The organism is Deltaproteobacteria bacterium, assembly GCA_020848745.1.
Lineage (GTDB): Bacteria > Desulfobacterota > Binatia > UTPRO1 > UTPRO1 > UTPRO1.
On sequence record JADLHM010000098.1, the window covers coordinates 29,313 to 41,523 of the forward strand.

The following is a 12,211-nucleotide window of genomic DNA, read 5'->3' on the forward strand; positions in this document are numbered from 1 at the left end:
TGGGGTGCGTGCGATGCGAACCGGCTTGCGCACCGCCGTCGCCACCGGCTTTCCGCCGCTGCTCGATCGATACGTGGCGCGCGAGGTGACGTCGCACGCGTTCGGCGGCTTCGCGGTCGTGCTCGGGGTATTCCTCGTCACGCGGGGGAGCGTCCTGCTGTCCGACGCGGCCGTGGGGGGCTTGCCCGGCGGCGTACTGGCGGTGCTCCTCGGGCTCCGCACGGTGATGGCGCTGCCCTCGTTGCTGCCGGCGGTCGCGTATCTCGGCGTGCTGCTCGCGATGAATCGCCTCTCGCGCGACCGCGAGCTGATCGCGATGGCGGCGACGGGGATCGGGCCCGGACGACTCGAGCGCGCGGTCCTCGGCTGCGGTCTCTGCGCCGCGCTCGTGGTCGCCGTGCTCTCCTTCGCGGGACGGCCGTGGGCGGCGGCGCGGTACGCCGAGGTCCGTGACCTCGCCATCGCCCGGTCGGGCCTCGACGACATCACGCCGGGGGTCTTCTACGAGCTCCGTTCGACGGCGCGCGAGGTGGTGTTCGCCGGCGCGCGGTCGGCGACCGACCCGGCCTACCTCGAGGACGTGTTCGTGCAGCGGCGTGACGCGAACGGGCTCGCGGTCTTCTCCGCGGCGCGGGCGATCGAGACGCGCGACCCGGCGCATGGCATCCGCAACCTCGTCCTCGAGGACGGCTACCAGTACGATCTCACCGTCGAGAGCGACAAGCAGACCGTGACGCGGTTCGAGCGCCTCGCGATGCAGGTGCCGCTGCCTCCGCGCGAGGGCGACGCCGAGAAGAGCCTCACGTGGCGCGAGCTCTTCGCCGCCGCCGATCCGGAGTCCGTCGCGGAGCTCCAGTGGCGTGCCGCCATGCCGATCGCGACCGTCCTCCTCTGCCTGCTCGCGATTCCGCTCGGCCGCTTCGACCCGCGCTCGGGCCGGACGGCGCGGCTCTTCACGGCGGCGCTGGCCTACATGGTGTATCGGGCGCTGCTCGGGACCGCGAAGAGCTGGGTCGCGAACGGGATCCTGCCGGCAGCGGCCGGGCTGTGGATGGTCCATGGCGCCTGTTTCGGCGTGGTGCTCGCGCTCGCCTGGCGGCAGCGCCGGGCCGCGGGATGAGGCTCCTCGACCGCCACGTCGGTCTCTCGGTCGTGCGGAGCTTCGGCGAGGCGCTCGGGGGGCTCCTCGCCGTGTTCACGGTCCTGCGCGTCACCGAGGAGCTGCGCGCGGTCGGCGGCGGATGGACGGTCGGTCGCGCGCTCGGCTTCGTCGTCCTCACGCTTCCGAGCGAGGCCTACGAGCTCTTTCCGGCGGCCGCGCTGCTCGGAGCGGTCCTGGGTCTCGGGCGGCTCGCGAACGACCGCGAGCTCGTCGCCATGCAGGCCGCGGGGTACTCGCCGCTGCGCGTCGCGCGCGCCGTCTTCGGGGCGGCGCTCGTGCTGGCGCTCGGCGGCGCGGCCGTGGGCGAGCTCGTGGCGGTGCCGCTCAGCCAGCGGGCGCACGCGCAGCGCGCGCTCGTGCTTTCCGGCGGCCGCGCGCTCTCGACCGCGTCGGGGCTCTGGGTGCGCGCCGGGTCGGGCTTCGTCAACATCGGCGCGCTCAACGCCGACGGCTCCCTCGGCGAGGTCTACGAGTTCGATTTCGCGGGCGGCCGCGCGCTCGCGCGCTTCACCTACGCGCGCGTGGCCTTGCCGACGGCGGACGGATGGCGGCTTCGTGATCTCCGCGAAAGCACCTTCCACGACGACGTCGCGACCACCCGCAGCGCCGCGCTCGAGCCGTGGCGCGTCGACGTCGCCCCGAAACGGCTCCAGACCCTCTGGCTCGAGCCGCGCGATCTCTCGCTCGCGGAGCTCGTGCGCACCATCGTGACGCTGCGGGCGCAGCGGCAGAATCCCATCGCGCACGAGGTCGCCTTCTGGCGGCGGGCGAGCGCCCCGGTGTACATGGGGGTGATGGTGCTCCTTGCGGTTCCCATGGTGATGGTGAGCGGACGCGCGGTGCGCGTCGGCGAGCGCGCGCTCGTGGCGGCGCTCGTCGGGATCGGGTTCCAGATGGCGCGGGAGATGTTCACCAACTTCGGGCTCGTCGCCGGTGTGTCGCCGCTCGCGATCGCGCTCCTGCCCGCGCTCGTCGCGGGCGTCGCCGTCGTGGCGCTTTTCCGCCGCGCGGGATTGGCATGACGGCCGGCGGCGCGCCTGCCGTCGCGATCGTCGGCGGCCGCGACGTGCGCCTGTGGGGCATCGACGGCGCCGAACGGCTCGCGCGCCAGCTGCGCGCGGCGGGCGTGACGCAGGTGGCGCGCGACACGAGTCCGCCGGCGTCCGCGGCCTCCGTACTGTGGCTGCGCGGCGACTATCTCTTCGAGGACCGCACGCTCGCCGACCTCCTGCGCCAGCCGGGGGTCGCGCTGACCGCCTCCGGCGCGCGCGCGCGCGCGGTCGCGGCGCACGTGAGCGCGCCGGAGGCCGCCGCGGCGCGCGCCGTCGTCGAGGGCGAGGCCGACCCGACGTCGCTGTCGAACGTCGTCGTGCACAGCCCGGAGGCTTTCTCGACGGCGTTCGTGCGAAAGCTCCACAAGGCGGCGCCGCCGGTCGTGCTGCGGGTGCGTCCCGAGCGCGCCGCCGCGCTCGAGCGCCATCTCTTCGACGGCTCCTACAAGGGCGTCACCGACCTCGTGACCAAGTGGCTGTGGCCGGCGCCGGCGCGCGCGGTCGTGCGCGTCTGCGCGCGCCACGGCATCCCGCCGAACGCGGTCACCTCGGTGAGCTTCCTCCTCGTCGTGGGCGCGACCGTGCTCTTCGCGTCCGGCTGGTTCGGCGTCGGACTCGCGCTCGCCTGGATCATGACGTTTCTCGACACCGTCGACGGCAAGCTCGCGCGCGTCACGGTCACGTCGACGCCGTTCGGGCACTACTTCGACCACACGATCGACTCCGTGCACCCGCCCGTCTGGTACATCGCGTGGGCGCTCGGCGTGACCGGGCCGACGCACGTCCTCACGGTGCTCCCCCTGCTGGTCGTGATCGTCGCCTTCTACGTCGGCGGCCGCTTCTTCGAGAGCTTCTTCAAGCACGCGGTCGGCGGCGGCTCGCTCTTCGCCTGGCGCCCGTTCGATTCGTACTTTCGCCTGGTCATGGCGCGCCGGAACCCGAATCTGATCGTCTTGACGGTGTCGTGGCTCGCCGGCGCGCCGCGGACCGGACTCATCGTCGTCGCCCTCTGGACGGTGCTCTCGACGGTGATCCTCGGCGTCCGCTGTCTGCAGGGCATGCGGGTGCGGCGGCGCTCCGGGTCCCTCCGGCCCTGGATCGAGGAGCTCGGCAACGAGGCCGCCGTCGTGCCGGGCTGGGCGAAGCCGTTCGTCGCAGACCTTGCCGCCGTGCGCCATCTCGTGCAGTAAGCACGGGGTTGCCGCCGCGCGGACCACAGGAGGCCCTCGAGGTTCCGGCCGACCCGGCCGTCGTCGATCAGCAGCCGCACCGCCTCGAGGCGTCGGACGGTCACGGTGAGCGGCCGCGTCGTTATCCGCTGCAGGTCGCGATCATCAGCAATCCGACGAGCGGCCAGAACGCCCGCCGCGGGCTGCTCGCGAGGATCGAAGGGCTGCTCGCGGGCCATACGGGCGTCCGGCACTACACCGAGCGCACGTTCGAAGGCCTGGCCGAGGCGACGCGCGCGGTGGTGGACGCCGAGACCGAGATCGTGGTGGTGAACGGCGGCGACGGTTCGGTGCAGACGGTCCTCACCGCCATGCTGTGCGCGCCGCTCGATCGGCTGCCGCTCCTCGCGGTGCTGCCGGGCGGCACGACCAACACGACCGCGCGCAACGTCGGCTACGGATCGGACCCGCTGGCGGCGCTCGCGCGGCTGCTTCGCGAGTCGGCGCGCGGCGTGCTCGCCGGCCGCGTCGAGCGTCGGCCGGTCGTGTGCGCGGACCTTCCCGACGGCCCGCAGTTCGCGATGATGTTCGGCGCCGGCGCCGTCTATGACGGCATCGTCTTCGCGCGCAATCAGCTCGAGAGCCACGGCGTCCGCGGTCAGCTCGGCGGCGGCGTCGCCCTCGCGACCTTTCTCGCCCGCGTCCTCACCGGCCGCGCCGGCACGATGTTCCCGCCGCTCGCGGCCGAGGTCCGCCTCGACGGGCGGGTGCTCCCGCCGACGCGCTACTTCGGCATGCTCACCTCGACGATCGATCGGCAGTTCCTCGGCGTGAGGCCGTACTGGGGTGTGGGTCCGGGACCGCTGCGCTTCAGCGCGATGCGCGAGGGGCCGCAACACCTCGCGCGCGCCATCTTTCCGGCCCTCCGTGGACGCCCGAGCCCGTGGCTCCGGCCGGAGCTCGGCTATTACAGCCACAACGTCGACGAGGTCGACCTCCGGTTCGACGGCGGGTTCACGCTCGACGGTGAGCTCTTCGCGCCGAGCGGACGCGAGCGGCACGTCGTGCTGACGGCGCGGCGCTCGGCGTACTTCCTGCGAGCGACGCCGTGACGGGGCCGACGCTCGAGGCCATGGTCGAGCGCGAGCTCGATGCGACGGTTCCGGAGGGCGCCCATCGCCTCGCCGAGAGGCTGCGGCTGCGCTTCGGGGCCGCGCTCCGCGCGGTGGTCATGTACGGGTCGAACCTCCGGCGGGGCGACGACGATGAGGGGGTGCTCGATCTCTACGCGCTGGTGTCGAGCTATCCGAGCGCCTATCCGCAGCGGCCCGGGCTCGCGATGATCAACCGCCTGCTGCCGCCGAACGTCTTCTATATGGAGGTGCAGGGCGAGCGGCATCCGGTGCGCTGCAAGTACGCGGTCCTCGCCCTCGACGACCTGCCGCGGCTGACCTCGCGCCACACCGCCGAGCCGTATTTCTGGGCGCGCTTCGCGCAGCCCTGCGCGCTCGTCTGGGCCGCCGACGTCGAGGCGCGCGCGCTCGTCGTCGCGGCGTTCGCGGGCGCGATCCGGACGTTCGTCCGGTTCGCCGTGCCCTTCGCGGACGAGCGGTTCGACGCCCGCGCGCTCTGGACGCGCGCCTGGCGGGCGACCTACGGCGCCGAGATCCGGCCCGAGCGGCCGGGGGCCGCCGAGGTGCTCTGGGCGGCGAACGCGGCGCGCTTCGTGGCCGCGACGGCGCTCGCGCTCCCGAGCGTTCCCTGGCCGGTCGCGGCGGAGGCCGGCGCGTTCACGGTCGCGCTCCCGCCCCGCGAGCGGCGGCGCGCGCTCCGGGCCTGGCGGGTCCGCCGCTTACGCGCGAAAGCCGCGTTTCTCCTGCGGATCCTGCGAAACGCGATGATCTTCGAGGGGGGCGTGGACTACGTCCTCTGGAAGATCCAGCGCCATGCGGGTGTCGCCGTCACCTCCGATTGGCGGCAGCGGCGCCACCCGCTGCTCGCGCTCGGCGCCGAAGCCTGGCGCCTCTATCGGGCCGGCGCTTTCCGCTGACGGAGCCCGACGGTCATCGAAAAGGCACCCGTTCGCTTCGTTTGACGCTCGGGCGTTTGTCTGTCACACGACCGTAGCACTGCGCTCACCGCGCGGTGACTTCGGCGCTGGCGGGTCAACGGGTCGATTCAAGGACGGGGATTGAAGGGGATCATTCTCAGCGCGGGTCAGGGCCGGCGATTGCTGCCGCTGACGACGAATCTTCCCAAGTGTCTGATCCGTATCGGCGGACGCACGGTGCTGGAGTGGCAGCTTCGGATGCTGGCCGGCGCCGGCATCCACCATGTGGTCGTGGTCACCGGCTTCGGCGCGGCCGAGGTCGAGCGCCGGCTGTCGCAGATCACGCCGCCCGGCATGCACGCCCGGACGCTTTTCAACGAGCTCTACGACCGGGCCGACAATCTGGTGAGCTGCGCCGTCGCGAGCCCGGAAATGAGCGAGGATTTCCTGCTCCTGAACGGCGACACCCTCGCCGAGGCAACCGTGGTCGAACGGCTGCTCGCGAGCACCGAGACTCCGGTCGCCATGGCGATCGCGGAAAAACCGACCTACGATGCCGACGACATGAAGGTCTCGCGCGCCGGCAATCGGGTCACGCGCGTCGGCAAAGACCTCACGGCGGACGCGAGCCACGGCGAGGCGATCGGGTTCTCGTTGTACCGGGGACGCGGTCCAGAGCTCTTCACGCGGGCGCTCGACGAGATCCTGAGCGAGCCGGAGGGCTCGCGGCGCTGGTATCTTTCCGCCGTCGATCTTCTCGCCGGGCGGGGCCAGGTCCAGGCGGTCGGCATCGGCGACGCCCGCTTCGCGGAGATCGACTATCTGCAGGACGTACCGCGCGCCCGCGCGCTCGTGAGCGCGTTCGGCGAGACGCCGCTCGCCGCCGCGCGCTGGACGCGAGCGGATGCCGGCGCCGTCGTGCGGGAAGAGGCGGCGGTGGCGCGCGAGGCGCTCGCCGCGGACGGCGATCGGTAGAAGCGGGTGCGCGCCGACTACCCGGTGAGCGCGGGCCCCAACCCGCACATCGAGCGCGCCAAGGAGATCCTCAAGCGCCACCCCGACGTCCGGAAGCTCGTCGGACCGTACCCGCTCTCGGCGCTCTGCGCCGCGGCGGTCGTCGCCGGTCAGCTGCTGATGGCCTACGCGCTCCGCGACGCCCATTGGCTCGTGATCGTCGTGGCGGCGTATCTGGTGGGTGCCTTCGCGAGTCATGCGCTCTTCGTGCTCATCCATGACGCGAGCCACAACCTGACCTTACATGGCACCCTGGCGAATCGGCTGATCGGCCTGCTCTGCAACGTCGGACAGGGGTTCCCGAGCGCGATGTCGTTCCGGACCTACCATCTGCTCCACCACTGGCGTCTCGACGAGTACGACTACGACGCCGATCTCGCCTACCGCTGGGAGGCGCGCCTCGTCGGAACCTCGCCGCTGCGGAAGGCGCTCTGGCTCCTCGTCTTTGCCGGGGTCGAGGTCATCCGGCCGCTGCGCATCCGCGGCCGGTTCGCCGATCCGTGGCTCTTCGCGAACGTCGTGCTGATCGCCGCGACCGACTACCTGGTCTGGCGGTGGTGCGGCTTCGCGGGGCTCGCGTACGTGCTGCTCTCGACGTTCGCCGGCATCGGGCTCCACCCGCTCGGCGCCCGCTGGATCCAGGAGCACTATACCTTCGTGCCGGGCCAGGAGACGTACTCCTACTACGGGATCCTGAACCGGGTGTCCTTCAACATCGGCTACCACAACGAGCACCACGACCTGATGCGCGTGCCGTGGGTGCATCTGCCGAAGCTGAAGGCGCTCGCGCCCGAGTTCTACGAGCCGCTGCACGCGCACCGGTCGCTGACGCGCGTTCTGCTGCGGTGGATCTTCGACCCGGAGCTCGATCTCTTCGCCCGCATCACGCGCGACCGCGGTCGCGCCGCGGCGCCGCCCTCCGAGGAGGACGTCCTCCTCGGGGATCTGCCCGCGGCGGTGTAGCGCCGGACGCGCCGCCCGCGTGTCAGCCCGCCTTGGATCGCAGGAACGCTTCGGCGGCGACGCGTTGCGCGGGGGTGTCGATGTCGAAGCCGGCCGCGGGGTCGGTCAGGAGGACCGGCCGCACGGAAAGCCCGGTCCGCGCGAACACCACCCCCGTCAGGTCGGCCAGGGAGAGCCTCCCCAGCGCGAAGCGGGCGAGCGTGCCCCAGCCGAGGATGCGCAGCATGCGCCACGGACGCTTGCGCTCGGCCTCGACCCGGGTCCACTCGCGGAGCGCCGCGTAGCCTTTCGTCGTGAGGAGCGCGTAGAGGTTGCACCCGCAGAATCCGCCGTCGTGGAAGCGGAACGCCGTACGGCGGATGCCGGGGAACGCCGCGTGCACGAGACTGACGGGCACGAGCCCGAAGGTGGCGTCGGCATTGATCGCGGTCGCGCGTTCGCAGAAGGCGTCGAGGGTTGCCGCGGAGAGGAGGGGGTGGTCGGCCGTCGTGATCAGTACGGGCGGCGTGAGGCCGAGCTGCTCGATGGCGAGGGCCGCGCTGGCGCTCGGGGTGCGATCGCCGCGGACGGTCTCGACGGCCGCTCCGCCGCCGTGCCCGGCGAGCGCCGGATCGAGCCCGCACACCACGACGCGCCCGATCCAGCGGCTCGCGCGCAGCGTCGCGAGCACGCGGTCGAGCATCGCGATTCCCGCCACCGGCGCCAGCGCCTTGTGCGCGACCCCGGTCGCGCTCGCGATCGGGTCGGCGCCGCCGCGGCTACCCGCCATCACGAGGGCGGTGAAGAGGGTCGGGGACGCGTTCAGGGGAGCGGCTTCTCGTAGACGCGGTAGGTCTTGTACTGGTGGCCGCCGAGGAGACGCATCACGCGGAGCAGGGGGAAGTTGTCCTCCAGGACCCAGCCCATCTCGATGTGCCGCATGTCCCGTACGGCTGGCGACACCCGCACGGCTTCGATCAGCCCGAAGACGAGCGCCATCGCGAGCGAGCTCGACTGGAACTTCTGGCGGACGCCCATGAGCGCCACGCGCGCCGAGCACGTCGGCCGCGTGCGTATGCGCCAGAGGAGCTTCGCCCAACCGAAGGGCAGGAGGCGTCCGTCGAGATCGCCGATCAGCTCGTTCAGGTTCGGCACGATGACGAGCATCGCCGCCATCTCCCCGTCGACCTCGGCGAACTGCACGAAGTCGCGCGGCACGAGGTACTTGAGCGCGCTCGCGAGCTCGGCGAACTCGGCCTCCGTGAACGGCACGAAGCTCCAGTTGTGCGCCCACGCGTCGCAGAAGATCTCGCTGATCACGGCCGCCTCGGCGCGCAGGCGCGACTTGTCGACCGGGCGGATCGTCACCCGGGCGTCCTCGCGCGCGCGACGCGCGGCCTCGACCATCGTGCGCGGCGGCGTGCCGTTGGTGTCGAGCGTGTAGGCCACCACGTCCTTGGCCTTGTGGTAGCCGAGCCGCTGTACGCGCGCGTCGTAGTAGGGACGTCCATGGCCGGTCAGGAAGACCGGCGGGTGCTCGAAGCCGTCGATCAGGGTCCCGATGTCGCCGTTGATCGAGAGATTGAAGGGGCCGAGGACGCGCCGCATGCCCTGCGCGCGCAGCCACTCCTCGGCGGCGCCGAGGAGCGCCTCGAACACCGCGTGATCGTCGATCGCCTCGAGCGCGCCGAAGTGGCCGGTCGCGTCGTCGTAGCGTTCGATCCGGAGCGCATCGACCTGCGCCGTGATCCGGCCGACCGGCCGGCCGCCGCGGTACGCGACGAAGAGCTGCACCTGCGCGTGCTGGAAGAAGGCGCTCTTCGGCGAGAAATTGTGGCGCTGCTCGGTGCGGAGCGGCGGCACCCATGCCGGGTCGGCCGCGTAGATGGCGTAGGGCAGCTCCACGAAATCGCGGAGGTCCCGGCGCGAGCGAACCGGCCGGACCTCGACGGGCGCCGACGACCGTTGCTCGCGCTCCCGCGCCTCGAGCGCCTCCGGGACCGGTCCCGCCACCCTCGTACCGTGCTTCACGCGACGAGCGGCATACGGCACGCCCCGCCAAGGGTCAAGCAAGAGCGCAAAACGCGGTTACCACTCCGGCCCGACCCTTGATACAAGCGCCTCCGGATGAAGCTGCTGCTGCTGATCGTTCGCCGGTATCCGCAGCGGACGCTTCTCGCGCTCGGCTGCCTGGTCTGCGCGGGGCTCGCCGAAGGCATCGGGATCTCGAGCCTGCTGCCCGTGATCCGCGTCGCGACCCGCGACCAGGCGAGCGCCGCCGCGAGCAATACGGCGCTCGAGCGCGGGCTCGACACCGCGCTCGGTTTCGTCGGGCTCGCGCCGACCACGACGACGCTCTTCACGATCGTGTTCGCCGGCATCGCGCTCAAGGCCGGGCTCGTGCTGCTCGCGAACCGGCAGGTCGGCTACGCGGTCGCGCACGTCGCGACCACGCTGCGCCTGCAGCTCATCGAGGCCCTCCTGCGGACGCGCTGGGCCTACTTCGTCCACAAGCCGGTCGGCGCGATCGCCAACTCGGTCGCGATGGAGGCGCAAGCGGCGGCCGACGCGTATCTGCACGCCACGACCGTCTGGGCGCTGCTCGCGCAGTGCTTCGTCTTCGCCGCCATCTCCTGCCTCGTGTCGTGGCGGGCGACGCTCGGCGCGCTCGTCGTCGGATCCGTCATCACGGTGCTCCTGAACCGCCTCGTGCGGGCGTCGCGGAAATCCGGACGGCGGCAGACCATGCGCATCCGCCAGCTCCTTGCTCGCCTCACCGATACGCTGCAGGCCGTGAAGCCGCTGAAGGCGATGGCGCGCGAGCCGCTGATCGCTCCGGTGCTGGAGGGGGAGACGCGGCGGCTCAACCAGGCGCTCGAGCGGGAGGTGATGGCGCGCGCCTACCTCGAAGCGTTTCAGGATCCGCTCATGATGCTCTTCCTGGCGGTCGCGCTCTACGTCGGGCTCGGGACGCTCTCGATGCCGTTCGCCGACGTGGTGATCCTGGTGTTCCTCTGCGCCCGCATCATCGCCGATCTCGCCAAGGTGCAGAAGAGCATGCAGCGCCTCGCCGTGAAGGAGAGCGCGTACTGGGCGCTCGACGATCTGATCCGCGAGGCGCGCGGCGCGGTCGAGGTGGGGACGGGAACGCAGCCGGTACGCTTTACGCGCGAGATCCGCGTCGACCACGTGTCGTTCGCGCACGACGTGGCGCCGGTCCTCAGCGACGCCGCCATGGTGATCCCCGCGGGGTCGCTCACCGTCATCACCGGCCCGTCGGGATCCGGCAAGACGACGCTCGTCGATCTGATCGTCGGACTGCTGCAGCCGCAGGCGGGCGAGGTGCGGGTCGACGGTGTGCCCTTGCGCGAGATCGCGGCGCGCGATTGGCGCACGCAGATCGGCTACGTCCCGCAGGAGACGCTCATGCTGCACCAGAGCGTCGCGCAGAACGTGACGCTCGGCGATCCGTCGGTGCCGCTCGCCGACGTGCACGAGGCGCTCCGCGCGGCGGGAGCGAGCGAGTTCGTCGCGGCGCTGCCCGAAGGCGTCGACACGATCGTCGGCGAGCGCGGGCTCCGGCTCTCGGGCGGTCAGCGGCAGCGGCTCGCGCTCGCCCGGGCGCTCGTGAGGAAGCCGGCCCTTCTCGTGCTCGACGAGGCGACGACCGCGCTCGATCCGGCGACCGAGCGCGAGATCTGCGCGACGCTGCGCGCGCTCCGCGGTGCAGTGACCCTGGTCGCGATCTGCCACCACGGCCACCTGATCGACGTCGCGGACCTCGTCTATCACGTCGACGACGGACGCATCGCGCTCGCGCGCGGCGCGCTCGCCGAGCGGCGCGACGTCGCGCGCGGCTGAGACGCGCCGGCGTCGCGTCCATGCGCACCGCCGCGTGATCGCCGCAGCCGCCGACGCGCCCGCCGCAGCGCCCTACGGTTACGCGCGCGCCGCGTCCGGCAGTTGTACGACCGCGTTCTCGCGGAACTTCCGCACCGACGGTTCGTAGTACACCGCCTTCAGGAGCGCGCGGTTGTAGAGGTCGAGGGTGCGTGGCAGCTTGCGCGCGACGTCGAGCCAGAGCACGACCCGCACCTCGTTGCTCTCGTTCGCGGCGTCGTGGAGGTTGGTGTCGTCGAAGATCACGCCGCGGCCGTTCCGCCAGTGGAACTTCCGCGTGCGCGCGATCAGCGACTTGTCGCGGAGCGCGTTGTCCGCCGGGTCGACGTTGACGCGCAGCCAGCACTCGCGGCCGGCATTGTCGCCCGGGATCACCACGCCGAGGTGATAGCGGACGAAGCCCTTGTAGTACCCCCAGTGCGGGGTCACGTACTGGCGCGGCTCGAGGATCGAGAAGAACGCGTTGTAGACGTCGGCGAGCGGGCGAAGCACCGCCGCCGTCCTCGGCGCGAGGGCGCAGTTCTCCTCGATGAAGCTGCCCGACTTCAGCATGAACGCCTTCCACCGGATCGTGTGGATGCCGCGTTCGGTGTACTGGCCACCGAGCTTCGACATGTCGGTGATGCGCGAGCGGAACGCGAGCAGGCGCTCGCACTCGCCGCGGATGTCGGGATAGGCCGCCTCGAGCGCGAGCAGCTCCGGATATTCGCGGCCGTAGTCCTCGAGATAGTCCGGAACGCGCGCGATGAGCCCCGCCTCCTCGCAGCGCGCGTAGACGCTGTTGAAGGCGTTCTTCACCCGCTTCTTGCCCTTCTTGCCCGCGCCGGGCAGGTGCGCGAGCGCCTTCAGGATGTCGACGCTCGAGGATGCGGCGATGCGCAGCGGGGTGAACATGCGGCCTCGTTAACGGCTCGTCCGCGAG

Annotated in this window: 11 protein-coding genes; 8 read left to right on the plus strand and 3 right to left on the minus strand. The window is 71.8% G+C overall.

Annotated elements, in window-relative coordinates; translation table 11 throughout:
- Nucleotides 1–13 precede the first annotated feature (13 nt).
- The 7 genes from lptF to IT293_14040 all read left to right on the plus strand — a co-directional run bounded on the left by lptF (nt 14) and on the right by IT293_14040 (nt 7,410).
- Nucleotides 14–1,120 (plus strand): LPS export ABC transporter permease LptF, encoded by a 1,107-nt coding sequence (gene lptF, locus IT293_14010; GenBank protein MCC6765767.1) that lies wholly within the window; start codon nt 14–16, stop codon nt 1,118–1,120.
- Nucleotides 1,117–2,184: an LPS export ABC transporter permease LptG gene (gene lptG, locus IT293_14015; GenBank protein ID MCC6765768.1), complete on the plus strand. Its 1,068-nt coding sequence runs from the start codon at nt 1,117–1,119 to the stop codon at nt 2,182–2,184. The genes lptF and lptG overlap by 4 nt, the downstream gene beginning before the upstream one ends.
- Nucleotides 2,181–3,404, plus strand: coding sequence for a CDP-alcohol phosphatidyltransferase family protein (locus IT293_14020; GenBank protein ID MCC6765769.1), 1,224 nt, complete (start codon nt 2,181–2,183; stop codon nt 3,402–3,404). Before lptG ends, IT293_14020 begins: the two co-directional genes overlap by 4 nt.
- Nucleotides 3,405–3,412: 8 nt before the next feature.
- Nucleotides 3,413–4,495, plus strand: coding sequence for a hypothetical protein (locus tag IT293_14025; GenBank protein MCC6765770.1), 1,083 nt, complete (start codon nt 3,413–3,415; stop codon nt 4,493–4,495).
- Nucleotides 4,492–5,433 (plus strand): hypothetical protein, encoded by a 942-nt coding sequence (locus IT293_14030; protein ID MCC6765771.1) that lies wholly within the window; start codon nt 4,492–4,494, stop codon nt 5,431–5,433. Before IT293_14025 ends, IT293_14030 begins: the two co-directional genes overlap by 4 nt.
- Before the next feature lie 141 nt (nt 5,434–5,574).
- Nucleotides 5,575–6,408: a phosphocholine cytidylyltransferase family protein gene (locus IT293_14035; protein ID MCC6765772.1), complete on the plus strand. Its 834-nt coding sequence runs from the start codon at nt 5,575–5,577 to the stop codon at nt 6,406–6,408.
- Between the two features lie 6 nt (nt 6,409–6,414).
- Complete coding sequence (locus IT293_14040) at nt 6,415–7,410, plus strand: fatty acid desaturase (protein MCC6765773.1); 996 nt, start codon at nt 6,415–6,417, stop codon at nt 7,408–7,410.
- A 22-nt stretch (nt 7,411–7,432) separates the two neighbouring features.
- Here IT293_14040 and IT293_14045 read toward each other — a convergent pair whose 3' ends face one another.
- Together IT293_14045 and IT293_14050 are read right to left on the minus strand one after the other, a co-directional pair.
- Entirely contained in the window at nt 7,433–8,179 is a 747-nt protein-coding gene (locus IT293_14045) for a nucleotidyltransferase family protein (protein MCC6765774.1), read from the minus strand.
- Nucleotides 8,180–8,211: 32 nt separating this feature from the next.
- Complete coding sequence (locus IT293_14050; protein MCC6765775.1) at nt 8,212–9,402, minus strand: N-acetyltransferase; 1,191 nt, start codon at nt 9,400–9,402, stop codon at nt 8,212–8,214.
- Nucleotides 9,403–9,516: 114 nt separating this feature from the next.
- Between IT293_14050 and IT293_14055 the strand changes: the two genes are divergently transcribed.
- A complete protein-coding gene (locus tag IT293_14055; protein ID MCC6765776.1) occupies nt 9,517–11,250 on the plus strand; it encodes an ABC transporter ATP-binding protein in 1,734 nt (577 codons plus the stop codon).
- 78 nt (nt 11,251–11,328) lie between these two features.
- Here IT293_14055 and IT293_14060 read toward each other — a convergent pair whose 3' ends face one another.
- On the minus strand, nt 11,329–12,183 hold the full coding sequence (locus IT293_14060) for an aspartyl/asparaginyl beta-hydroxylase domain-containing protein (protein MCC6765777.1): 855 nt from the start codon (nt 12,181–12,183) through the stop codon (nt 11,329–11,331).
- Nucleotides 12,184–12,211 lie beyond the last annotated feature (28 nt).

Excerpts from the sequence above, each read along its gene's own strand:
- lptF (MCC6765767.1), top strand. The coding sequence starts at position 14 with ATGCGAACCGGCTTGCGCACCGCCGTCGCCACCGGCTTTCCGCCGCTG.
- lptG (MCC6765768.1), top strand. The coding sequence starts at position 1,117 with ATGAGGCTCCTCGACCGCCACGTCGGTCTCTCGGTCGTGCGGAGCTTC.
- IT293_14020 (MCC6765769.1), top strand. The coding sequence starts at position 2,181 with ATGACGGCCGGCGGCGCGCCTGCCGTCGCGATCGTCGGCGGCCGCGAC.
- IT293_14045 (MCC6765774.1), bottom strand. The coding sequence starts at position 8,179 with ATGGCGGGTAGCCGCGGCGGCGCCGACCCGATCGCGAGCGCGACCGGG.
- IT293_14055 (MCC6765776.1), top strand. The coding sequence starts at position 9,517 with ATGAAGCTGCTGCTGCTGATCGTTCGCCGGTATCCGCAGCGGACGCTT.
- IT293_14060 (MCC6765777.1), bottom strand. The coding sequence starts at position 12,183 with ATGTTCACCCCGCTGCGCATCGCCGCATCCTCGAGCGTCGACATCCTG.